Source organism: Arthrobacter monumenti, from assembly GCF_054511255.1.
In genome coordinates this window covers 68,014-91,465 of sequence record NZ_JBTNCY010000006.1, presented here as the reverse complement: position 1 = coordinate 91,465, position 23,452 = coordinate 68,014, and the positions used below count along the sequence as shown (strand labels likewise).

General features: G+C 62.6%; 20 protein-coding genes. 14 read left to right on the top strand and 6 right to left on the bottom strand.

Annotated elements, in window-relative coordinates; all coding sequences use genetic code 11:
• Nucleotides 1-30 precede the first annotated feature (30 nt).
• On the bottom strand, nucleotides 31-1,353 hold the full coding sequence (locus tag ACX80B_RS10330) for an alpha/beta fold hydrolase (RefSeq protein WP_459295757.1): 1,323 nt from the start codon (nucleotides 1,351-1,353) through the stop codon (nucleotides 31-33).
• A gap of 29 nt (nucleotides 1,354-1,382) precedes the next feature.
• Entirely contained in the window at nucleotides 1,383-3,965 is a 2,583-nt protein-coding gene (locus tag ACX80B_RS10325; protein WP_459295755.1) for a DEAD/DEAH box helicase, read from the bottom strand.
• Between the two features lie 76 nt (nucleotides 3,966-4,041).
• On the opposite strand from ACX80B_RS10325, the gene ACX80B_RS10320 reads away from it, so the two are divergent.
• Nucleotides 4,042-4,815 carry a trans-aconitate 2-methyltransferase gene (locus tag ACX80B_RS10320; RefSeq protein WP_459295753.1) on the top strand — a complete coding sequence of 258 codons (774 nt, stop codon included), beginning with the start codon at nucleotides 4,042-4,044 and terminating at the stop codon, nucleotides 4,813-4,815.
• A gap of 66 nt (nucleotides 4,816-4,881) precedes the next feature.
• Nucleotides 4,882-5,601 (top strand): PIG-L deacetylase family protein, encoded by a 720-nt coding sequence (locus ACX80B_RS10315; RefSeq protein WP_459295751.1) that lies wholly within the window; start codon nucleotides 4,882-4,884, stop codon nucleotides 5,599-5,601.
• 29 nt (nucleotides 5,602-5,630) lie between these two features.
• Here ACX80B_RS10315 and ACX80B_RS10310 read toward each other — a convergent pair whose 3' ends face one another.
• Nucleotides 5,631-6,266, bottom strand: coding sequence for an MBL fold metallo-hydrolase (locus tag ACX80B_RS10310; protein WP_459295749.1), 636 nt, complete (start codon nucleotides 6,264-6,266; stop codon nucleotides 5,631-5,633).
• A gap of 130 nt (nucleotides 6,267-6,396) precedes the next feature.
• Between ACX80B_RS10310 and ACX80B_RS10305 the strand changes: the two genes are divergently transcribed.
• The 12 genes from ACX80B_RS10305 (at nucleotide 6,397) to secG (ending at nucleotide 19,983) form a co-directional block, all read left to right on the top strand.
• Nucleotides 6,397-6,807, top strand: coding sequence for a GntR family transcriptional regulator (locus ACX80B_RS10305; RefSeq protein ID WP_459295747.1), 411 nt, complete (start codon nucleotides 6,397-6,399; stop codon nucleotides 6,805-6,807).
• Between the two features lie 16 nt (nucleotides 6,808-6,823).
• Nucleotides 6,824-9,712 (top strand): excinuclease ABC subunit UvrA, encoded by a 2,889-nt coding sequence (gene uvrA / locus ACX80B_RS10300; protein ID WP_459296114.1) that lies wholly within the window; start codon nucleotides 6,824-6,826, stop codon nucleotides 9,710-9,712.
• A 90-nt stretch (nucleotides 9,713-9,802) separates the two neighbouring features.
• Nucleotides 9,803-10,471, top strand: a complete 669-nt coding sequence (locus ACX80B_RS10295) for a lysophospholipid acyltransferase family protein (RefSeq protein WP_459295745.1) — start codon at nucleotides 9,803-9,805, stop codon at nucleotides 10,469-10,471.
• 55 nt (nucleotides 10,472-10,526) lie between these two features.
• On the top strand, nucleotides 10,527-12,557 hold the full coding sequence (gene uvrC, locus ACX80B_RS10290) for an excinuclease ABC subunit UvrC (protein ID WP_459295743.1): 2,031 nt from the start codon (nucleotides 10,527-10,529) through the stop codon (nucleotides 12,555-12,557).
• 105 nt (nucleotides 12,558-12,662) lie between these two features.
• On the top strand, nucleotides 12,663-13,562 hold the full coding sequence (rapZ, locus tag ACX80B_RS10285; RefSeq protein ID WP_459295741.1) for an RNase adapter RapZ: 900 nt from the start codon (nucleotides 12,663-12,665) through the stop codon (nucleotides 13,560-13,562).
• Nucleotides 13,562-14,587 (top strand): gluconeogenesis factor YvcK family protein, encoded by a 1,026-nt coding sequence (locus tag ACX80B_RS10280; protein ID WP_459295739.1) that lies wholly within the window; start codon nucleotides 13,562-13,564, stop codon nucleotides 14,585-14,587. Before rapZ ends, ACX80B_RS10280 begins: the two co-directional genes overlap by 1 nt.
• A 9-nt stretch (nucleotides 14,588-14,596) precedes the next feature.
• Nucleotides 14,597-15,577, top strand: a complete 981-nt coding sequence (gene whiA, locus ACX80B_RS10275) for a DNA-binding protein WhiA (RefSeq protein ID WP_459295737.1) — start codon at nucleotides 14,597-14,599, stop codon at nucleotides 15,575-15,577.
• A gap of 142 nt (nucleotides 15,578-15,719) precedes the next feature.
• Nucleotides 15,720-16,343, top strand: coding sequence for a superoxide dismutase (locus ACX80B_RS10270; protein WP_459295735.1), 624 nt, complete (start codon nucleotides 15,720-15,722; stop codon nucleotides 16,341-16,343).
• Between the two features lie 173 nt (nucleotides 16,344-16,516).
• Nucleotides 16,517-17,527: a type I glyceraldehyde-3-phosphate dehydrogenase gene (gene gap / locus ACX80B_RS10265; RefSeq protein WP_459295733.1), complete on the top strand. Its 1,011-nt coding sequence runs from the start codon at nucleotides 16,517-16,519 to the stop codon at nucleotides 17,525-17,527.
• Between the two features lie 11 nt (nucleotides 17,528-17,538).
• A complete protein-coding gene (locus ACX80B_RS10260) occupies nucleotides 17,539-18,786 on the top strand; it encodes a phosphoglycerate kinase (RefSeq protein ID WP_459295732.1) in 1,248 nt (415 codons plus the stop codon).
• A 72-nt stretch (nucleotides 18,787-18,858) separates the two neighbouring features.
• On the top strand, nucleotides 18,859-19,674 hold the full coding sequence (gene tpiA, locus ACX80B_RS10255) for a triose-phosphate isomerase (RefSeq protein ID WP_459295731.1): 816 nt from the start codon (nucleotides 18,859-18,861) through the stop codon (nucleotides 19,672-19,674).
• A 57-nt stretch (nucleotides 19,675-19,731) separates the two neighbouring features.
• Nucleotides 19,732-19,983: a preprotein translocase subunit SecG gene (secG, locus tag ACX80B_RS10250; protein ID WP_459295729.1), complete on the top strand. Its 252-nt coding sequence runs from the start codon at nucleotides 19,732-19,734 to the stop codon at nucleotides 19,981-19,983.
• Between the two features lie 101 nt (nucleotides 19,984-20,084).
• On the opposite strand, the gene ACX80B_RS10245 is transcribed toward secG, so the two are convergent.
• Genes ACX80B_RS10245 through zwf form a run of 3 tightly spaced genes read right to left on the bottom strand, consistent with a single transcriptional unit; the run spans nucleotide 20,085 to nucleotide 23,451 of the window.
• Nucleotides 20,085-20,945 (bottom strand): 6-phosphogluconolactonase, encoded by an 861-nt coding sequence (locus ACX80B_RS10245; RefSeq protein WP_459295727.1) that lies wholly within the window; start codon nucleotides 20,943-20,945, stop codon nucleotides 20,085-20,087.
• Nucleotides 20,942-21,910, bottom strand: a complete 969-nt coding sequence (locus ACX80B_RS10240; protein ID WP_459295724.1) for a glucose-6-phosphate dehydrogenase assembly protein OpcA — start codon at nucleotides 21,908-21,910, stop codon at nucleotides 20,942-20,944. Before ACX80B_RS10240 ends, ACX80B_RS10245 begins: the two co-directional genes overlap by 4 nt.
• Nucleotides 21,907-23,451 carry a glucose-6-phosphate dehydrogenase gene (zwf, locus tag ACX80B_RS10235; protein ID WP_459295722.1) on the bottom strand — a complete coding sequence of 515 codons (1,545 nt, stop codon included), beginning with the start codon at nucleotides 23,449-23,451 and terminating at the stop codon, nucleotides 21,907-21,909. Before zwf ends, ACX80B_RS10240 begins: the two co-directional genes overlap by 4 nt.
• Between the last annotated feature and the right edge of the window lies 1 nt (nucleotide 23,452).

Sequence of the window (23,452 nt, the reverse complement as noted above, 5' to 3'; positions counted from 1 at the left end):
CTCCGTCGCCCGAACGCCAACTTCACCGGCTCAGCCCTCCTCCTGACGGCAAAGGCTGAGCAACCGGGCGAACACAACGGCTCCGTCCTGCCGCAGCCCGTCGTGATGGTAATCGCCTGTTTCCCAAGTCCGCAGTCCTGCCACGCTGGCTGCGGTCTGCACGGAGAGCTCGTGGGCCACGAAAATATCGTCAAGGTAGACGGCGGCGGCTGCGGGAACCTCGTTACGGGCAAGCTGCTCCAAGTCGTACAACTGTCCCCAGTCGTCAATCTTCGACACCTCGTCGGCCACGGCAGCCAGCGGAATCAAGGCCGGATCTTCTTCGAAATACCACGGGTGGATCATTTCGCCGGTGAATAACAACGGATCAGCCGCAGTACTGAAATCCGGCCGCTCTGCGAGCACGCGGTCGGCCGTCCACCCTGTTGCAGGGCCTTGGGAGTAGATGGACTCGTGCATCACGGCGTAGAGCGGATTCGCGGCGTAACTGACTACGGAACCGACCTGCTCCAGGAATCCATCGGAGAGCCGTTTACCGTCCACAGCGCTGACGAAGGGGGCTTCGAGCAAAAAATGCAGTTGGTGTACGCGTGAATTGCCACCGAGTAAGTTTCCGAGCATTTGGAACCTGTGCACGGTGAGACGTTCTCCAGTGGGAAGATACTCAGGAACGGCCTGGAGGTGTTCGGCTACCCGCCGCGCCATATTCAAATCCTGCGGATACCAGCCGTAGAATTCCTCGTTCCGGGCTTTGACCCGTGTGTAAGTGGCACGGTAGACATCTTCAATTGAACCCGAGACCGGTCCGAGACCGCCGGTGATCAACGCTTCGCGCAGACTCCCCGGGGCCGTTGAAAGGTAGGTCAGCGCACAAAACCCTCCGAAGCTTTGCCCAAGAATGCTCCACTGTTCGACGCCGAGACTCCGGCGGATGAGCTCCGCGTCGGCAACGATGGAGTCGGCCCGGAAATGGCGGAGGTAATTGGCTTGCTCCGGTGTGCCGCCGCGGAGCGGAAGCGTCTGCCGGTTGATGGGCGTTGAGCGTCCTGTGCCACGCTGGTCGAGCAGCAGGACCCGGAACGTTTTGAGCGCCTCTTCCAGCCAGCCGCCCGGCTCGAGTGGTCGGTTCGCCGCCATCCCGGGACCGCCTTGGAAAAAGACAAGCCATGGTGCTTGCTCCGGATCCGTTCCCTTTACATCCTGCGCCGGATCGGCAACCTCGCGTGCGTAAACTTCAAGCTGTTCGCCAGCAGGATTGGCGTGGTCGAGGGGAACTTCGAAGACGTGGTCTGTCAGCCGCATACCGGTTCGCTCTACGGAACCGAGGACGCGGTGGACGGAAGAAGGCGACATTATTCGAGCATATCCGCCTTCTACGAGGGCTACGTCCGAAGTGGTCCCACATCGGTCACCCGCACCGCAGCAGTTCCCAGTTCGTCCGATTCCGCCAAATCCACTTCGGCGCTGATTCCCCAGTCACGGTCTCCGGCGGGATCATCGAAGATCTGCCGCAGTTTCCAGCTGCTTGAGCCCTCTTCAATCATCAACAAAGCAGGTCCGCGTGCCTCGGGACCTGTTCCCAATTCGTCGTATTCGTCCCAATACAGGTCCATGGCAGCGGCCCACCGGTCGGCATTCCAACCGGCGTCCTGGTCGAGTTCGCCCAGTGCTTCGACATTGTCCAGCGCTGCCAATTCGACCCTGCGGAACATTTCATTGCGCACCATGACGCGGAAAGCACGCGCGTTGGTGGTGACCCCCGGCGGTTCCGGCGGCCGTGCGCCCAACTCGTCCGGTCCTGCCTGTCCAGCGGGAGCGGCCACGGCTGCCGCGGCACCCGCTGGTGGCGATCCGGACGTCAGCTGCTCCCACTCGTCCAGGAGGCTGGAGTCGACCTGGCGGACGAGTTCACCCAGCCAGGCAATGATGTCTTCCAGATCTTCCCGCAGTGCTTCGACCGGAACGGTCTGGCGCAATGCTTTATAGCCATCGGCCAGATAGCGGAGCACGATGCCCTCGGAGCGGGACAGCTGGTAGAAGGCGACGAATTCCCCGAAATTCATCGCGCGTTCGTACATGTCCCGGATGATGGATTTGGGAGAGAGTTCGAAATCGGCGACCCAGGGTGCACCTTGGCGGTACACATCGAAGGTCTGGTGGAGCAACTCGGCCAGCGGCTGGGGATAGTTGACCTCGTCCAGCAAGGCCATTCTTTCCTCGTATTCGATGCCTTCGGCCTTCATCGAGGCAACCGCTTCACCGCGGGCCTTGGACTCCTGAGCCCGCAGGACCTGGCGGGGTTTCTCGAGGATGGACTCGATCGCCGAAACGACGTCGAGGGCGTAGCCAGGGGATTCCGGATCGAACAGCCCCAGGCTGGCCAGCGCGAACGGCGACAGTGGCTGGTTCAGCGCGAAATTTTCCTGCAGGTGCATAGTCAGGCGAACGCGTCGACCCGACGGCTCCGGGTCCGGTATCCGTTCCACGATGCCGGCAGTCAGGAGTTCCCGGTAAATGCCGAGTGCCTTGCGGATCAGCCGCAACTGGACGGGACGGGATTCGTGATTCTCAGTCAACAGCCGGTGGGCCGCCGGGAACGGATCGCCGGGCCGTTCCAGTAAGTTCAGCAACATCGAATGCGTAACAGTGAAACTCGAGGTCAGAGGTTCCGGAGCCGATTCGACAAGCCGTTCAAAGGTCGGTTTGCCCCACGAAACGAAACCCGACTGCGGCTTTTTCTTCACGACCTGCCGCAGTTTCTTCTGGTCTTCCCCGAATTTCGCTTTTGCCTTGGCCATCGCCTTGGCGTTTTCGACGACATGCTCGGGAGCCTGGACGACGACGGTGCCGGCGGTGTCATATCCGGCACGGCCTGCCCGGCCTGCAATCTGATGGAACTCCCGGGCGCTGAGCAGGCGGGTGCGGGCGCCGTCGTACTTGCTCAATGCCGTCAGCAGCACGGTGCGGATCGGGACGTTGATGCCGACGCCGAGGGTATCCGTTCCGCAGATCACCTTGAGCAGGCCGGCCTGGGCCAGTTGCTCGACGAGGCGCCGGTACTTGGGCAGCATCCCGGCATGGTGCACGCCGATGCCATGACGCACCAGCCGGCTCAGTGTCTTGCCGAAACCCGCGGCGAAGCGGAATCCTCCAATGAGCTCGGCGATCCGGTCTTTCTCCTCGCGGGTGCAGACATTGATGCTCATCAGGTTCTGTGCCCGTTCGATCGCCTCCACCTGGCTGAAGTGCACCACGTAAATCGGTACCTGCCTGGTGGACAGCAATTCCTCGAGTGACTCGTGGATGGGCGTTTCCACGTAGTAGTAGTGCAACGGGATGGGCCGCTCGGCGGAGCTGACCGTTACCGTTGGCAGACCGGTGCGGGTGGTCAGCTCATCTTCGAAGCGGCTGACATCGCCAAGTGTCGCCGACATGATGAGGAACCGGGCCTGCGGCAATTCCAGCAATGGGACCTGCCAGGCCCAGCCGCGCTGCGGATCGGAGTAGAAGTGGAATTCGTCCATGATGACGGTTCCGAGCGCGGCATCGGTGCCCTCGCGCAGCGCAATATTGGCCAGGATTTCAGCAGTGCAGCAAATGATGGGCGCATCCTGGTTGACTCCGGAGTCGCCGGTAATCATCCCGACATTCTCGGCGCCGAAAATCTCGCACAGGGCAAAGAACTTTTCCGATACCAGGGCCTTGATGGGTGCTGTGTAATAGCTGCGCTGCCCGGCGGACATGGCATCGAAGTGTGCTGCCACGGCCACCAGGGACTTTCCCGAACCCGTCGGCGTTGCCAGGATGACGTTGGATCCGGAGACAAGCTCCATGACGGCCTCATCCTGGGCAGGGTAGAGCGACAGGCCGCGGCTCTCTGTCCATTCCAGGAAAGAGGTATAGACGTCGTCGGGTGTGGGCAGTGTTCCCACGCTGGCGGAAGGCACACTTTCAGCTAAGTTCATCCATTACAGAGTATCCGTCCGCCCCGACAAAGTTCTGCGCCGCGGAAAACAGGTCGGTGCGGAGTAGGGTGAAGCCATGAGATGGGATCCGGACCGGTACGCCATGTTCGGCGACTACCGTGACCGTCCGTTCTTCGATCTGACCGGCCGGATCGCCGCGGCAGCGCCGCGCCGGATCGTGGATCTGGGCTGCGGACCGGGAAATCTGACAGTTACGTTGGCCAATCGGTGGCCCCGGGCGGAGGTCCTGGGCATCGACGCATCGCCGGACATGATCGAACGCGCGGAGGCCGCCCACGACACGGCAAATGTGCACTTCCAGCGCGCCGACGTCCGGGAATGGGACGCAACAGGGGCCGACGTCGTCGTGTCCAATGCCCTGTTGCAATGGGTGCCCGGACATCAGGAGCTGCTGGCCAAATGGCTTGATCAGCTCGCGCCTGGAGGTTGGCTGGCATTTCAGGTGCCCGGCAATTTTGAATCCCCGTCCCATGCCCTCATGCGAAGCCTTGCGTCCTCCCCGCGGTGGCGGTCCCGGCTGGGGTCTGTGCTGCGCCACAGCGACGCCGTCGACGGGCCAGGGGAGTACCTGCAGTTAATGCTCGACGCCGGCTGCCGGGCCGACGCTTGGGAGACGACTTATCTGCAGTTGCTCGAAGGGGAAAATCCTGTGCTGGACTGGGTGCGCGGCACCGGGCTGCGACCCGTGCTGGATGTCCTGAACCCGGAAGAAGCGGGGGACTTCGAGGCGGAGTACGGCGCTGCCTTGCAGGAAGCCTACCCAGCGGGCGAACACGGTACGGTGTTTCCGTTCCGGCGGATTTTCTGCGTCGGGCAAAAGAAATCATGAACCGCACTTTCAGTTGAAACAGTCGCGTCGAAGCCGTGGCCATCGGGCCGCGCGGAGGAGGCATGGATGAACGACCTTGAAGAGATGCCCGAAGACTGGCAGCGGGCCCTTGTCCTGATGGCACATCCTGACGACCCTGAATATGGCGCGGGCGCCGCGGTGGCCGAATGGACGGCTCAGGGCAAGGAGGTTGCCTACACTTTGGCCAGCAAGGGGGAGGCAGGCATCGAGGGAATGCCGCCGGCCGAATCTGCCCAGGTCCGGGCGGAGGAGCAACAGCGTGCTTGTTCACACGTCGGAGTGGATGACCTGCGTTTCCTGGATTATCCGGATGGCCGGATCGAAGAAGGGCTCCAGTTGCGCCGCGACCTTGCACGCGAGATCCGCCGTTCGAAGCCGCAGCTGGTGATTACGCTCAACCATCATGAGACGTGGGGGCCGGGCGCTTGGAACAGCGCCGATCACAGGGCCGTCGGCCGGTCGGTCTTAGACGCCGCAGCGGATGCCTCGAACGGATGGATCTTCGAGGAGCTCAGCGATGAGGGTTTTGCGCCTTGGGATGGTGTTCTGTGGGTGGCAGTGCTCTCCATGCGGCCGACTCACTACCAGGAAGTCTCCCGGGAGAGCCTGGAGCGCGCCATCAGTTCACTGGCCGAGCACAAGCGTTACCTGGAGGCGCTGAGCCCGGACCCTGTCCGCGAACAGGCGCAGCGCCAAGTGGAGATGGTGACCGGCGGCCCCGAGGCGAAGCGCCACCGTGTGGGTTTTGAACTTTACAGTTTCTGACCCATGCAAGGTCCTGAACCGGTAGGCGGTTACCAGCCGCGTTCCTTCCACTCCTGCAGGTGTGGCCGTTCGGCACCAAGGGTCGTTTCCGCACCGTGGCCGGGGTGGACCACTGTATCGTCGTCGAGCACGTCGAAAACCCGGGTGACGACGTCGTTATAGAGCGAGTCGAACCGTTCCGGATCCTGCTGCGTGTTGCCCAGGCCGCCTGGGAACAGCGAGTCACCACTGAATAAATGCGCCGGGCCGTGCGGATCCCGGTAGAGGAATGCCACCGAACCAGGTGTATGCCCGCGCAATTTGATGGCTTCCAGCGTAAAGCCGTCAAACTCGCCCAGATCACCATGCTCGAGCAGGACATCGGTGGGGACCGGCAGTTCCGGAGCGTCCTCGCTGCCGGCGGCGGTCCGTGCCTGTGTTACCTGGTGGACCTTTCCGAGCGCCTGCACATGATCGTGATGGCAATGCGTCGTGCCAATCAGGACCAGATGGGCCGCGGGGGAGTCCTTCTTGCCGGTTTCGATCAACTCCAGGACGGAATCCGCCTCGTTCGCTGCATCGATGAGCACCTGGGCTCCTGATGACTTTGACGTCAGGAGGTAGACGTTGTTGTCCATCGGTGCGACGGAAATGCTACGGATAGTAATTTCAGCCAAGTCATACATTCCACCAGCATAACCGGCTTACTATCGCCGATTGGGTCCAGTAACAACATAGTTTGCGGCCGCAGGTTTCGACTGTCGTGGGTGCATGCCACAATTTGTCTGAACAGGCCTTTACAGGAAGCGGAGCGCAATGAGTGTGGGCACCGATGGAAGTCCCGGTGAGCTTGGTTGGCTCGTGGTCGACGAGTCCTCAGCGATACCGCCTTATGAGCAGATCCGGAGGCAGATCGCCGAAGCGGTGCACAACGGAAGCCTGGTCGTCGGCACCAAGCTCCCATCCGTGCGGGCGCTTGCCTCCCGGCTCGGCCTGGCCGTCAACACCGTCGCCCGTTCCTACCGTGAACTGGAACAGGCACAGCTCGTGGAGACGCGCTCGCGGGCGGGTACCGTTATTGCTGCGGGAACAGATCAGGACCGGCTCCGGTTAGCACAAGCGGCGGCGGTTTATGCCGACGTCGTCCGGAGCCAAGGTGCGAGCCCCGCCGAGGCGGTGGCGTTGCTGAACGCGGCGATGGACGCAGCAAATTTTCGATTAGAGTGAGTGCGTGCCAAAAGCTATGACAGCGCCGGCTCCGGCTGGCCCCCAATCCTATTCCGCCACCGACCTTTCCCGTCTGGTCGTCAAGGGCGCCCGGGAACATAACCTCCAGAATGTGGATCTTGATCTGCCCAGGGACGCCATCATCGTCTTCACCGGGTTATCTGGATCAGGCAAGTCCTCCCTGGCCTTCGACACCATTTTCGCCGAAGGCCAACGGCGCTATGTCGAGTCATTGTCCGCCTATGCCCGGCAGTTCCTGGGCCAGGTGGATAAGCCAGATGTCGACTTCATCGAAGGACTCTCTCCGGCGGTTTCGATCGACCAGAAGTCGACGAGCAAGAATCCACGATCGACTGTCGGCACGATCACTGAGATTTATGACTACATGCGGCTGCTCTGGGCGCGCGTGGGACGGCCGTACTGTCCGGTCTGCGGTGAACCGGTCACCCGGCAGACGCCGCAGCAGATCGTCGACCAGTTGCTCGAGCTCCCCGAAGGAACCCGCTTCCAGGTACTGGCTCCTGTGGTCCGTGGACGGAAGGGAGAGTTCGTCGACCTGTTCGCCGAACTTTCCTCCAAGGGCTACTCCCGGGCCCGGGTGGACGGCAAAACAATCCAGCTGTCCGAGCCGCCGTCGTTGGGAAAGCAGTTCAAACACACCATTGAAGTGGTCGTCGACCGCCTGGTCAGCAAAGACGGTATCCGGCAGCGGCTGACAGACTCCGTGGAGACGGCTCTTGGCCTCGCTGAGGGCCGGCTGCTGGCCGATTTTGTGGATCTGGATGAAGATGACCCGGGCAGGATCCGGCCATTCTCCGAGAACCTGGCCTGCCCGAATGAGCATCCGCTGGCCATCGACGAGATCGAACCACGGTCCTTCTCCTTCAATAACCCGTTTGGAGCCTGCCCGGCCTGTACCGGCATCGGTTCGAAGCTTGAGGTCGACGAGGACTTGGTGGTTCCCAACCCCGATATGTCCCTCGCCGAAGGCGCCATCGCGCCCTGGGCCCTGGGTACAGCAACGTTGCAGTACTGGACCAGATTACTGACCGGCCTTTCCAAGGAGCTCGGCTTCTCCGTGGACGTTCCGTGGCACAAGCTGCCGGAAGCGGCGCGGCAGGCCGCGTTGTACGGCAAGGACCACAAGGTGGTCGTGCAGTACCGGAACAGGTTCGGACGTGAGCGTAAGTACAGCACCGGCTTCGAAGGCGCGGTTCAGTACATCCAGCGCAAGCACCTGGAAACAGAGTCCGACCATGCGCGGGACCGCTACGAGCAGTACATGCGCGAAATCCCCTGCCCGGAATGCGGCGGCGCCAGGCTGAACCCTGCCTCGCTGTCAGTCTTGATTGACGGCAAATCAATTTCCGAAGTGGCAGCAATGCCGATGCGGGACTGCGCAGCATTCCTCAATGGTCTTTCCCTGACCGACCGCGAAGCGCATATTGCCCATCAGGTGCTGATCGAGATCCAGGCCCGGCTGACCTTCCTGCTGGACGTCGGCCTCGACTACCTCAACCTGGAGCGCGCCGCGGGCACGCTGTCCGGCGGCGAGGCGCAGCGCATCAGGCTGGCGACGCAGATCGGCTCCGGCCTGGTCGGGGTCCTTTATGTGCTGGACGAGCCCTCGATCGGCCTGCACCAGCGGGACAACCGCCGCTTGATCGAGACGCTTACCCGCCTTCGCGATCTGGGCAACACACTGATCGTCGTCGAACATGACGAGGACACAATCAACCAGGCGGACTGGATCGTCGATATTGGGCCGGGCGCCGGCGAGCACGGCGGCCAGGTCGTGCACTCCGGATCCTACGAGGATCTGCTGACGAACGAACGGTCATTGACCGGTGACTATCTCTCCGGCCGGAAGCAGATCGCCATTCCGGCAAAGCGCCGCAAGATCGACAAGAGCCGCCAGCTCAAGGTCATCGGAGCGCGCGAACACAACCTGAAGAATGTGGACGCCACCTTCCCGCTGGGCGTATTCACCGCTGTGACCGGCGTCAGCGGTTCCGGAAAATCCACTCTCGTCAATGACATTCTCTACAAGTCGCTGGCGAACAAGCTCAACGGGGCGAAGCAGGTGTCGGGACGGCACAAGAAGATTGACGGGCTGGAACACCTGGACAAGATTATCCACGTCGACCAGAGCCCGATCGGCCGCACCCCCCGCTCGAATCCTGCCACCTACACCGGTGTCTTCGACAACATCCGCAAGCTGTTCGCGGAGACCACCGAGGCGAAGGTGCGCGGCTACCTGCCAGGCCGCTTCTCCTTCAACGTCAAGGGTGGCCGCTGTGAAGCGTGTTCCGGCGACGGCACCCTGAAGATCGAGATGAACTTCCTGCCAGACGTCTATGTGCCCTGCGAGGTTTGCCATGGTGCGCGTTACAACCGGGAGACCCTGGAGGTCCACTACAAGGGCAAGACGATTGCGGATGTGCTCGGCATGTCGATCGAGGAGGGAGCGGAGTTCTTCGCTGCCTTCACGCCCATAGCCCGGCATTTGCGTACGCTTGTCGACGTCGGACTCGGCTACGTCCGGCTCGGACAGCCTGCCACCACGCTCTCCGGCGGCGAAGCGCAGCGCGTCAAGCTGGCGAGTGAATTGCAGAAGCGGTCCAACGGGCGCAGCATCTATGTCCTGGATGAGCCGACGACCGGCCTGCATTTCGAGGACATCCGAAAGCTGCTGATGGTCCTGCAGGGTCTCGTCGACAAGGGAAACACCGTCATCACCATCGAGCACAATCTCGACGTCGTCAAGAGCGCGGATTGGATCGTGGACCTTGGACCCGACGGTGGATCCGGCGGCGGGCGGATCGTCGCGACCGGCACCCCTGAGAAGGTCGCATCCTCCCCGGACAGCCACACAGGAACCTTCCTCGCCGAGGTCCTCGGCTGATATATTCCCCGGGCGGCATGCTGGTTTCGCCGCTGATGAAGGATCGTGAGAAACTAAGCCGTCGGGAAAGACGGGGTGCAAGGAGGCGGCGTGGCATTTTACGATCTGTCGCGCTCTTCCACCCGGGGTCTTCTGGCTACGCTCTGCCGTCCCACGATTGAAGGTCTGGAAAACTTCCCGGCCGATGGGCCGGTGATTGTGGCTCCCAACCACCTCTCGTTTCTGGACAGCGTCATTGTCCAGGCCCTGATGCCGCGGAAAGTAGCGTTCTTTGCCAAGGCGGAATATTTCACCTCCAAGGGTCCCAAAGGTATGTTGTGGCGCTGGTTCTTCAACGGCGTCGGCTCGGTTCCGGTGGAGCGGGGCGAACAGGCCGCAAGCGTGGCGGCGCTGAAAACTGCGCTCGGAATTCTGGAGAACGGTGATGCATTCGGTATTTATCCCGAGGGGACCCGTTCGCGTGACGGGCTGCTGTACCGGGGACGTACCGGTGTCGGCTGGCTGGCGCTGACAACGGGGGCGCCGGTTCTTCCGGTGGGGTTGATCGGCACCGAAAAGCTGCAACCGGCGGACAAGATGATGATCAAGCCGCAGCACTTCACGATGAGAATCGGGCAACCGCTGTACTTCGACAAACTCGGCCCGGACCATTCGTTGCCCGCACGTCGCTCGACCACCGACCAGATTATGGACGGGATCGCAGCCTTGACCGGACAGGAACGGGCCGCGACCTACAACCAGAGCAAATCTGCCGGCTGACTGCCTGTTCCGCGGGGAGTCAACGTTGCGGAGCCGGTTTTATTAGGATGGAATAGTGGCAGATCCAGTCAGTTACCGCCCGTCAACGGGCGAAATCCCGACGAACCCGGGTGTGTACCGCTTCCGTGACGAGCACGGGCGGGTCATCTACGTGGGCAAGGCCAAAAACCTGCGTTCGAGGCTCAATTCCTACTTCGCCAGTCCTCAAGGGCTGATGCCCAAGACACGCGCCATGGTCTTCAGCGCCGCGAGTGTCGAATGGACCGTGGTGGGCAGCGAACTCGAGGCGCTGCAGCTGGAATTCACCTGGATCAAGGAATTCAACCCCCGCTTCAATATCGCCTTCCGGGACGATAAGTCCTATCCCTACTTGGCTGTCACCATGGGGGAGAAGTTCCCCAGGGTGCAGGTCATGCGCGGCGATCGGCAGCGCGGAACTCGGTATTTCGGCCCCTACAGCCAGGTTTGGGCCATTCGCGAGACGGTGGATACGCTGCTGCGTGTCTTTCCCGTCCGGACGTGCAGCAACGGTGTCTTCAACCGGGCGCAGCGCAGCGGCCGGCCCTGCCTGTTGGGCTACATCGATAAGTGTTCGGCCCCCTGCGTGGGGCGTATTTCACCGGAGGACCATCAGGCCCTGGCCGCGGAATTCTGTGCCTTCATGTCCGGGCAGGCCAAGCAGTTCATCAGCAGCCTGGAAAAGCAGATGGCCGCCGCCGTCGCCGAATTGGACTACGAGCGGGCCGCCACCCTGCGGGACGATCTGGCGGCTCTGCGCAAAGTGTTCGAGCGCAACGCCGTCGTCCTCTCCGAGGAAACCGACGCCGACGTGTTCGCGCTCAGTGGTGATGAGCTCGAAGCTGCGGTCCAGGTGTTCCATGTCCGCGGCGGCCGGATCCGCGGGCAGCGCGGCTGGGTGGTCGAGAAGGTCGAGGACGCGAGCGACGCCGACCTCTTCGAGCACCTGATCCAGCAGGTCTACGGGGAAGCGACCGCAGCCAGCCACAAAATTCCCCGTCAGATCCTGGTCCCCGAACAGCCCGCCAATGCTCCGGAACTGGAACAGTGGCTGCAGGGGCTGCGCGGCTCCAAGGTCGCCGTCCGGGTGCCGCAGCGCGGGGACAAGGCCGCGTTGCTGAGGACCGTCCACGAGAATGCCGAACAGGCCCTGCGGCTGCACAAGTCCAGGCGCGCGGGGGATTTGACCACCCGTTCGGCCGCCCTGCAGGAGCTTCAGGAGGCCCTCGAGGTACCCCTGCCCCTGATGCGCATCGAGTGCTTCGACATTTCCCACGTATCCGGAACCAACGTCGTCGCGTCCATGGTCGTCGTCGAAGACGGTCTGCCGAAGAAATCCGACTACCGGAAATTCTCCATCACCGGTGATGCGGCGCGTGACGATACGTCGGCCATGTATGACGTCATCAGCAGGCGCTTCCGGAACTACCTCTGGGAGAAAGACACCGTCGCCGAAGTCGCGGCCGGGGCCACCGGAGGCAATGGTGGAACGTCGCCTGCCGGCAGTGGCCTACCTGTTGGTGAAGAGGCAGCGCAGCCGGGGATCCGAATGGACACAACGACGGCGGCACCCAGGGCGAAGTTCGCCTACCCGCCGAATCTGGTGGTGGTTGACGGCGGTCAGCCGCAGGTCGCCGCTGCAGCGCGGGCACTCGAGGATCTGAATATTGACGACGTTTACGTCATCGGACTGGCCAAACGGCTGGAGGAAGTATGGGTTCCGCACAGCGATTTTCCAGTCATCCTCCCAAGAGCTTCGCAGGCGCTGTTCCTGCTGCAGCGGGTGCGGGATGAGGCGCACCGGTTTGCCATCACCTTCCACCGGCAGAAGCGCGGCAAGTCGATGACGGTATCCGCGCTTGACGCCGTCGACGGCCTGGGCCCGGCAAAACGCAAGGCACTGCTGAAGCACTTCGGCTCCGTCAAGAAGATCAAACAGGCCGATATCGGGCAGTTGCAGGACGCCCCAGGTATTGGACCCGCGCTGGCGGAGACCATCCACCAACAGCTGGGTGCCTCCTCCGAAACCGCCGTGAACATGACGACAGGGGAAATCGTCGAACCCTGATGGCGGTCAACGTTCGACCGCCGCTGCCGAACGGCTAGGCTTGGTGGGGAACATGAATGAGAGGCGCCGCGGGATCTCCCGCCGGGTGCAAACAGGATGGGGAGAATGACGCAGACTGAGAGCCTGACGCCGGTAAAACCTGCGGAATCGGAACTGCTGGTGGTAACCGGTATGTCTGGAGCGGGACGCAGCACGGCGGCCAATGCTCTGGAAGATCATGGCTGGTATGTCGTGGAGAACCTGCCACCCCAGATGTTGGCGACGCTGACCGATCTGGTCTCGCGGATGCCCCAGTCGATACCCAAGCTGGCCGTCGTCGTCGATGTGCGCAGCAAGGCGCTCTTCAGCGACATCCGTGATTCGCTTGCCAGCCTGACCGCCAGCGGAGTTACCTTCCGGGTGCTGTTCCTGGACGCGAGCGACGACGTGCTGGTGCGCCGTTTCGAGCAGGGGCGCCGGCCGCATCCATTGCAGGGCGATGGAAGAATCCTGGACGGAATCGCCGCCGAGCGTGAGATTCTGCGTGAGCTGAAGGCGTCTTCCGCCATGGTGGTGGACACGACGGACTTGAATGTCCATGAACTCGCCACTGCCATTACGGAATATTTCTCCGCCACCGGGCCGGTGGTCCTGCGGCTGAACGTGATGAGCTTCGGCTTCAAATATGGATTGCCGGTGGATGCCAACTTCGTAGCCGACGTCCGGTTCATCCCGAACCCGCACTGGGTCCCGCAACTGCGGCCCTATACCGGGCTCGACAAGGAGGTCAGCGACTTTGTCCTGGTCGATTCCGGCGCGGAGGAGTTTGTTGACCGTTACGTCCATGCGCTTGAACCCGTCCTGACCGGTTACCGCCGCGAAAACAAGCATTATGCGACGATCGCCATTGGCTGCACCGGAGGCAAGCACCGCTCCGTTGCGGTCAGCACCGAGATTGCCAAGCGGTTGGCGCAACTTCCGAGGGTGACCGTCACGACCAGCCATCGGGACCTGGGGCGCGAGTAGTGGCGATTCGTACTGGACCGCTGCCCATGGTGCCGGTGGCGCCGTCGTCCGCTCCCACCCCGCAACGCCAGGAAAACGACCCCGCCGTCGTTGCCCTTGGCGGCGGCCACGGCCTGTCCGCTTCACTTTCGGCCCTGCGCCTGCTGACCTCGGACCTGACTGCCGTCGTCACCGTGGCCGACGACGGCGGCTCCTCCGGACGCCTGCGCCAGGAACTAGGGGTCCTGCCGCCCGGGGACCTGCGGATGGCTTTGTCTGCGCTCTGCGATGACACGGACTGGGGGAGGACTTGGCGCGACGTCATGCAGCACCGCTTCCAACCGGACGTGTCGCGGGCTGGAACCCTCAACGGACACGCGATGGGCAACCTGCTCATCGTGACCCTCTGGGAGTTACTGGGGGACGCCGTAGCCGGCCTGCAGTGGGCCGGTGCCCTGCTGGGAGCCCGTGGCCAGGTCCTGCCGATGGCGAGCATACCGCTGACCATCGAGGGTGACGTCCCCACGACTTTCCCTTCGGGCGAAACCGGGCTGGAAACGGTTACCGGTCAGGCCTCGCTGGCCGTGGCCGGGAGCGTGGAAAACGTGCGTTTGATTCCGGATAACGCCCCGGCCTGCGTGGACGCACTCAACGCCATTGAACTCTCCGATTGGGTCATCCTCGGGCCAGGCTCCTGGTACACCTCAGTGCTGCCCCACCTGCTGCTGCCGGAACTGCGGGAGGCGCTGTGCCGCACGCCGGCCCGGCGTTGCTTGACCATGAACCTCTCGGTCCATACCAAGGAAACCTCCGGGATGAGTGCGGCCGACCATCTGAAGGTCATCTCCCGCTACGCTCCGGAGTTCGGTGTGGATGTAGTGTTGGCGGATCCGAGGTCGATTGAAGACTACGCCGAATTCGAACGGGCGGCCGCAATGATTGGTGCAGAGGTGGTCTTGGGTAAAGTAGGTGCGTCGGACGGACGTCCGGTGCATGACCCACTCCGTCTGGCGGCGGCCTACCACGATATTTTTGGGGACAGTTAGGATGGTCCGATGGCGTTGACTGCGGCAGTCAAAGAAGAGCTTTCCCACCTGGAAGTGAAGAAATCGTCGGTCCGCAAGGCCGAGGTTTCAGCAATGCTCCGGTTCGCCGGCGGGTTGCACATAATTTCCGGCCGGATTGTCATTGAGGCGGAGGTGGACCTCGCTTCGACGGCGCGGCGCCTGCGTACTGCAATCGGCGAGGTTTACGGGCACAACAGCGAGATCATTGTTGTCTCCGGCGGCGGGCTGCGCCGTGGCAACCGTTACGTGGTGCGGGTGGTGCGCGACGGCGAATCCCTGGCCCGGCAGACCGGGTTGCTGGACGCCCGGGGCAGGCCGGTCCGCGGGCTGCCATCCGTCGTCGTCAATGGTTCCACGGCGGACGCCGAGGCCGTCTGGCGCGGTGCCTTCCTGGCCCATGGTTCGCTGACCGAACCCGGGCGGTCCTCCTCGATGGAAGTGACCTGTCCAGGGCCCGAATCGGCACTTGCGTTGGTTGGGTCCGCCCGCCGGCTCAGCATTGGCGCCAAGGCCCGTGAAGTACGTGGTGTGGACCGGGTCGTCATCCGCGACGGCGACACCATCGCGGCCCTGCTGACCAGAATGGGTGCCCATGAGACCCTGCTGGTCTGGGAGGAGCGGCGGATGCGCAAGGAAGTGCGTGCTACAGCCAACCGGCTGGCAAACTTCGACGATGCCAATCTGCGGCGTTCCGCCCAGGCCGCTGTTGCCGCCGGTGCCAGAGTCGAGCGGGCGCTGGAGATCCTGGGCGACGACGTCCCGGATCACCTCAAGTACGCCGGTGAACTCCGGGTGGCGCACAAGCAGGCAAGCCTCGACGAACTCGGGCGGCTGGCCGATCCGGTGATGACGAAGGACGCCATTGCGGGACGGATTAGAAGGTTGCTGGCGATGGCCGACAAGCGGGCCATCGAGCTTGGTATTCCGGGGACCGAGGCGAATGTGACTGCAGAGATGCTTGAAGAGTAGGTGCGTGCCTAGGATAGGACTAGTGCCGCATTAGGCCGTCCTCCGCGCGCACCGGGAAACCGGCGGCCCGCAAAGACGGCTGGCACAGGTTTCTGGATGGAGATGCCATCCAGATCAGATAAGTGAAAAGGTGGAGGATTTCGTGAGCGAGTACACACTTCCCGATTTGCCCTACGATTACGCAGCGCTCGAGCCGCACATCTCGGCCCGGATTATGGAGCTGCATCACGACAAGCATCACGCAACCTACGTCAAGGGTGCCAACAGCGCCATTGAACAGTTGGCGGAGGCACGGGAGAAGGGCGACTACGCCAACATCCCGCGGCTATCCAAGGACCTGGCGTTCCACACCGGTGGCCACATCAACCACTCGGTGTTCTGGAACAACATGTCCCCGGACGGCGGCGACAAGCCTGAGGGCGACCTGGCCGCAGCCATTGACGACACCTTCGGTTCCTTCGACAAGTTCCGCGATCACTTCACCGCCGCGGCGCTGAGCCTGCAGGGATCCGGCTGGGCGTTCCTCGCCTGGGAACCGCTCGGAAAGCGTCTCGTCATCGAGCAGCTCTACGATCAGCAGGGCAACGTGGCTGTGGGGACGACTCCGCTGCTGATGCTGGACATGTGGGAGCACGCCTTCTACCTGGATTACGTGAATGTTAAGGCCGACTACGTCAAGGCATTCTGGAATATCGTCAACTGGGCCGACGTCGCCCGTCGTTTTGAAGGCGCACGCAACAACGCCTCCAGCCTGATCACCCTCTAGCAGCACCGTTTGGCGGCCCGCCTCGGCGATGCCGCCTCGGATAAGGCCACGGAAAGTCCGCCGTCGAACGCGGGCGGCGGCTTTCCACCGGTCTCCGGCTGACCCGCACGGGCAAGTGTGAGCGGCTTATCGAAAGTTGAAACTGCGTACGACTATGAAGGAGTAAGAAACAAGTGACTACTCGTGTTGGAATCAACGGTTTCGGTCGTATCGGCCGCAATTACTTCCGTGCGGCACTGGAGCAGGGGGCGGACCTTGAGATCGTCGCCGTTAATGACCTGACCAGTCCGGAAGCCCTGGCCCACCTGCTCAAGTACGACAGTGTCACCGGTCGCTTGAAAACCAGTATCGAGGTCAAGGACGGCGATCTGGTGGTGGGTGGCAAAACCATAAAGGTCCTCGCCGAGAAGGACCCCGCCAATCTGCCGTGGAAGGATCTCGGCGTCGATATCGTCGTAGAGTCCACCGGTTTCTTCACCAAGGCCGGCGATGCCCGCAAGCACTTGGACGCCGGCGCGAAGAAGGTGCTCATTTCTGCGCCCGCTTCGGACGAGGACCTGACTGTGGTCCTGGGTGTCAATGACGATCAGTATGACTCCGAAAAGCACCACATCATCTCAAACGCCTCCTGCACCACCAACTGTCTCGGCCCGCTGGCTAAGGTGCTCAATGACAGCTTCGGCATCCAGCGCGGGCTGATGACCACTGTGCATGCCTACACGGCAGACCAGAATCTGCAGGACGGCCCGCACAAGGATATGCGCCGTGCCCGGGCCGCCGCCGTCAACCTGGTGCCCACCTCCACCGGTGCAGCCAAGGCTATCGGCCTGGTATTGCCGGAGCTGAAGGGCAAACTGGACGGCTACGCCATCCGCGTTCCCATCCCAACCGGCTCGGTCACAGACCTGACTGTGACGCTCGACCGCGAGGTCACTGAGGAAGAGGTCAACGCCGCCTACAAGGCCGCCGCCGACAACGGTGCGCTGAAGGGCTACCTCAGCTACACCGAGGATCCGCTGGTTTCCGCCGACATCACGACCGATCCGGCGTCGTGCATTTTCGATTCGGGTCTGACCAAGGTGATTGGCGATCAGGTCAAGGTCGTTGGCTGGTACGACAACGAGTGGGGTTACTCCAACCGCCTCGTTGATTTGACCGAAATCGTCGCTGAAAAGCTTTCCTGACGGCGCGCGGAATGGCTGCACATACCCTCGATGAATTGATTGCCGAAGGAGTCAAGGGCCGGCGCGTCCTGGTCCGGTCGGACCTGAACGTGCCGCTCGATGGCTCCGGCACGTCCAAGCAAGTGACCGACGATGGGCGCATCCGTGCCTCGTTGCCGGTCCTGCAGAAGCTCTGCGACGCCGGTGCCCGCGTCATTGTGATGGCGCACCTGGGCCGGCCCAAAGGCGAACCCGATCCGCAGTATTCGCTCAAACCCGCTGTTGACCGGCTCGCCGAACTGGCTTCCTTCAAGGTCGAACTGGCTGCGGACACAGTCGGCGAAAGCGCACGCGCCAAGGCTGCGGAACTGGCCGAAGGCAATGTCCTGGTACTCGAGAACGTCCGCTTCGACGCACGGGAAACGAGCAAGGACGACGCCGAGCGCGGCTCCATGGCCGAAGAGCTGGCAGCCCTCACCACCCAGAACGGCGCCTCCGGCGCATATGTGGACGATGCCTTCGGTGCCGTACACCGCAAACATGCGAGCGTTTTCGATATCGCCAAGCGGCTGCCCGCTTACCAGGGAGATCTGGTCCGCACCGAACTGGACGTACTGGACAAGCTGACCAAGGATCCCGAGCGGCCCTACGTCGTCGTCCTGGGCGGTTCCAAAGTCTCGGACAAACTGGCCGTGATCGACAATATGATGGCGCAGGCAGACTACCTGCTGATCGGCGGAGGCATGGTCTTCACCTTCCTGGCAGCGCAGGGCCACAAGGTGGGTTCCAGTCTGCTGGAGGAGGACCAGCTCGACACAGTAAAGGGCTACCTCGACGCAGCCGCCGGTTCGAATTGTGAATTCGTACTGCCCACCGACATCGAGGTGGCCTCCGGGTTTGCCGCCGATGCCGAACACGCCACGGTGGCGGCGGAGTCGATCGAGCAGAGCGATTTCGGTTCCTCCGGGATAGGCCTGGATATCGGTCCGGCCTCGGCGGAGTCCTTTGCCGGCTACATTAAGTCGGCCCGCACCGTTTTCTGGAACGGTCCAATGGGGGTCTTCGAATTCGAGGCCTTCGCCGGCGGCACGAAGACCGTTGCCCAGGCGCTGACCGAGACCACGGGCTTTACCGTCGTCGGAGGCGGCGACTCGGCGGCAGCTGTGCGAAGCCTCGGTTTCGACGATAGCCAGTTCGGCCATATTTCCACCGGCGGTGGAGCCAGCCTGGAATACCTGGAAGGCAAGGAACTGCCCGGACTGACCGCACTTGAGAGCTAAGGGCGGCGCTGTGGTCCTGCCCAGCGAACGCAACGAACATCCGCGCCAAACACGACGACAATTCGGAGAGCTATGACGACCTCGACCAATGGCAAGTACGACCGGACACCGCTGATCGCCGGCAATTGGAAGATGAACCTGGATCATGTCCAGGGCATCACCATGCTGCAGAAACTGGCCTGGACGCTCAGCGACGCCAAGCACGACTACAGCCGGGTCGAGGTGGCAGTGTTCCCTCCGTTTACGGACCTGCGGTCGGTACAGACGCTCGTGCACGGCGATGAGCTCGAAATCAGCTACGGCGGACAGGACCTCTCCGATCAAGACTCAGGCGCCTATACCGGTGACATCTCGGGACAGTTCCTTGCCAAGCTTGGCTGCAAATATGCCCTGGTTGGCCACAGCGAACGGCGCACCGTCCACGGCGAGTCCGACGAGCTGCTGAAGGCGAAAGTCCAGGCGGCCTACCGACACGGACTCACCCCGGTGCTGTGCGTCGGCGAGGGTCTGGACATCCGTCAGGCGGGCAAGCACGTTGAGCACAGCCTCGAACAGCTTCGCGCAGCTGTAGCGGAGCTGCCGGCCGGCCAGGCAGCCGAATTGGTAGTGGCATACGAGCCGGTCTGGGCGATCGGGACCGGGGAAGTTGCGGGTCCCGAGGATGCTCAGGAAATGTGTGCGGCCCTGCGCGCCGAGTTGGAGAAGCTGTATGACGAAGGCACTGCGGCCAAGGTGCGGCTGCTGTACGGCGGATCCGTCAAGGGCAAGAATGCCGCTTCGATTCTGCAGCAGCGGGATGTCGACGGCGTGCTTGTCGGCGGTGCAAGCCTCGATCCGGCAGAGTTTGCTAGTATTGTCAGGTTCGAGCAGCATCTTGTGACCGGCTGACGCCGACTCCACGCTTGATCTGACGCACGTTTTTAACATCAGCGCTGAAAGGCAGTTGTGGACGCTTTACAAATCATCCTGCAGGTTCTTCTCGGAGTCACCAGCCTGCTGCTGACTCTGCTGATTCTGCTCCACAAGGGCCGCGGCGGCGGCATGTCGGACATGTTCGGCGGCGGCATGACATCGAGCCTCGGATCATCCGGGGTCGCAGAGCGGAACCTGAACCGCTTCACCGTCGCCCTGGGGATCACCTGGGGCCTGGTAATCATCGCCCTCGGACTGGTAATGCGGTTCTCCGGCGACTCATAAGTGCCGCAGATCCCCGGCCGCTCCGGGGTGCATGCATTGAAGACATAGGAAGGGCCGCCCGCGGTTGTCGCACCGCCGGCGGCCTTTCCCATGCGGTGAAGCTACTGCTCCACACTCTCAAAGATCATCAACTGTTCCGGAATCTGCGCGGCTGCGTCCTGGTCGATCAGCCATAGTGTCTTCGAACGTCCGGCAGCTCCTGCTGCCGGCACCTGGACAGGAGCGGCTCCTGCCAACGCCAACCCCACCGCTCCGGCCTTGTCGTTTCCGGCCACGGCAATCCATACCTCGTCCGCCGAGTTGATCGCCTCCAGAGTCAGCGATACCCGCAACGGCGGTGGCTTCGGCGAGTTCTCGACTCCAACGACTGTCTGGTTTCGGGTACGGACGCCCTCCATGTCGGGGAAGAGGGAGGCGATGTGTGCATCCGGTCCGAGGCCCAGCAGGAGTACATCGAACTGCGGCAGCCGTGCAGCACGATTGGAAACGTCACGGTCCACCGCGCGCTCCGGCGCGGCACCGGCCTCCGTCCCGGTGCTCCCCTCGGCGGAGCGTTCGTGTGCTGCTTCCAGCGCCAGCTCCGCGGCGTAGGCATCGGCGGCCGCATGGACATCTTCAAACTCGTCGGCGGACCCGAACGGGTGGACCCGAAGCCGGTCGACGTCGATCCGTCCCAACAACGCTTCTTCCGCCTGGACAGCATTCCGCTCTGCATCGGCGCCCGGAAGGAATCTTTCGTCGCCCCACCAAAAGTTCACCCGGGCCCAATCAACATCGCCGACGTTGTCCGCTGCGGGGATGGAGGCCAGGATTGAAATCCCCAGGGTACCACCGGTCAGGACAACTGTGGCTTCGCCGCGCCGGCGCTGTACCGAGGCCAGCCGGTCGATAAGCCGGCCGGCGGCAGCACTGCTCAAACCATCGAAGTCGCCGTGGATTTTTACCCTGGGGGATGCACTCATGCTGAAACGGTCTCCTCACTGGTTGACCCTGGTCCGTCTGGCCGGGCACCGGCCAACGCACGGTTCAGTCCGTCTGTTATCACTTCTCCGAAAACTTCATCAGGGTCCAACCGGCGCAGTTCCTCCGCCAGGCAGGCCTGGAGCGTACGGCGGGGCAGGGCGATGCGCTGGACAGGTTGGCCCGGCTGGTTCAGGGTGGCGACGGTAAGGTTTGGACGGACCAATTCAATATCGCCGCTCTTCCGCTCAAGCAGGACTCTCCGGATCCCGGTGCCAGCGGGATCGTCAATGATCTTGACCGGGGAATCCAGCGCCATCGTTAACCATGAAGCCAGAAGCAAGGTGCTGGGGGAGTCGGTGGCGCCTTCAACCGTAATCCTGGTGACCGGTTCAGTTGAAACGTGGTCCATCACAGCTGCCAGTTGGATACGCCAGTTGGTGAGACGGGTCCAGGCGAGATCGGTGTCGCCCGCTACGTAGGTTGCGCTGATGTGCCTCAATGCGGCACGCGGATCAGGTTCGTTGGCCGAATCCGTGATCCGGCGGTGAGCAATCTGTCCGATGGAGCTGTTCGCCGCCGACTCGGGAATACCATGCGGCCACCAGGCAACGATCGGCGCATCGGGCAGCAGCAACGCCGAGACCACCGACTCACTTTCGACCGCCAGTGATCCCTGTCCGCGCAGGACCACAACCTCTGAGGCTCCGGCGTCACCGCCGACCCGGATCTGGGCATCCAGCCGGGTGTCCTGCTCGGTATCGCCACCTGCCAGCACGATGATCCGGCACGGGTGTTCCCGGCTGGCGGCATTGGCTGCCTCTATGGCCTCTTCCTCATAACCCGAACGGGTAATCACCACCAGCGTCAAGACCCGGCCGAGGGCAACCACACCGCCGAGCTCGCGCATTGTCATGATTTCCTTGGAAACCTGCGATGTCGTCGTATCGGGCAGATCAACAATCATGGCCGCCTCCAGGTTCGTCCATCACGGGCAAGCAGCTCGGCCGCGGCCGGCGGCCCCCAGCTTCCAGGCATATACGCTTCGGGCTGTTCCCCATGCTCGCTCCAGTACTGCTCAAACGGGTCCAGGATCTTCCAGGACAACTCGACCTCCTGGTGCCGCGGGAACAACGGTGGTTCGCCCAGCAACACGTCGAGGATCAGGCGTTCATAAGCCTCGGGACTGGATTCGGTGAAGGCATGTCCATAGCCGAAGTCCATGGTTACATCCCGCACCTCCATCTGGGTTCCGGGAACCTTTGATCCGAAACGGATGGTCGCACCTTCGTCGGGCTGGACCCTGATTACGACGGCGTTCTGTCCGAAGTCGTCCTCATCGTGATGCGGGAACAACATGTTGGGAGCCCGTTTGAAGACGACGGCGATCTCCGTGACCCGTCGGCCAAGCCGCTTGCCGGTGCGCAGGTAGAACGGAACACCGCTCCAGCGGCGGGTATTGATGTCCAGGCGCAGCGCGGCGTAGGTCTCGGTGATGGACGACTGGGGGATATCGTCCTCTTCGAGGTACCCCTTTACCTCCTGGCCGCCCTGCAGGCCGCCGGCATACTGACCGAGCGCGGAGTGGGCGCCGAGGTCTTCCGGAAGCCTGACGGCAGCCAGTACTTTCTCCTTCTCCGCCCGCAGATCGCCGGCGTCGAAGGTGATGGGTTCTTCCATTGCCGTCAGTGCAAGAAGCTGGAGCAGGTGGTTCTGGATGACATCGCGGGCCGCACCAACGCCGTCGTAATATCCGGCACGTCCACCAATCCCGATGTCCTCGGCCATGGTGATTTGGACATGGTCGACATAGTTCGAATTCCAGAGCGGTTCGAACAGCTGGTTGGCGAAACGCAGCGCCAGGATGTTCTGGACCGTCTCCTTGCCCAGGTAATGGTCGATGCGGAAGACGGAATCCGGTGCGAACACGGACTCTACGATTTCGTTGAGCTCGCGGGCCGATTCGAGGTCGTGACCGAACGGCTTTTCGATGACGACACGGCGCCAGGTGCCCTCTTCGGCATTGGCCAGCCCGTGCTGTGACAGTTGCTGGCACACCTGCTCGAATTTATTCGGAGGGATAGACAGGTAGAACGCGTGATTGCCTTGGGTTCCGCGCTGCTCGTCCAGCTGACTGACAGTTTTCTTCAGCCGGTCGAACGCGTCATCGTTGTCGAATTCACCCTGCACGAAGCGGATGCCTTCGGCCAGCTGGCCCCAGACATCTTCGCTGAAGGGCGTGCGTGCGTATTGCTGCACCGCTTCCTTGACCTGGGCGGCGAATTCTTCGTCGTCCCAGTCACGGCGGGCAAAGCCGACGAGGGCGAAACTGGGCGGCAGCAGGCCGCGGTTGGCCAGGTCGTAGATGGCCGGCATCAGCTTCTTGCGCGCGAGGTCTCCGGTTACTCCGAAGAGCACCAGCGAGGACGGGCCGGCGATCCGGTTAAGCCGCCGGTCCCTCGGATCGCGCAGTGGATTCCTGTGCCGGGTGGATTCACTTGGGGGCATC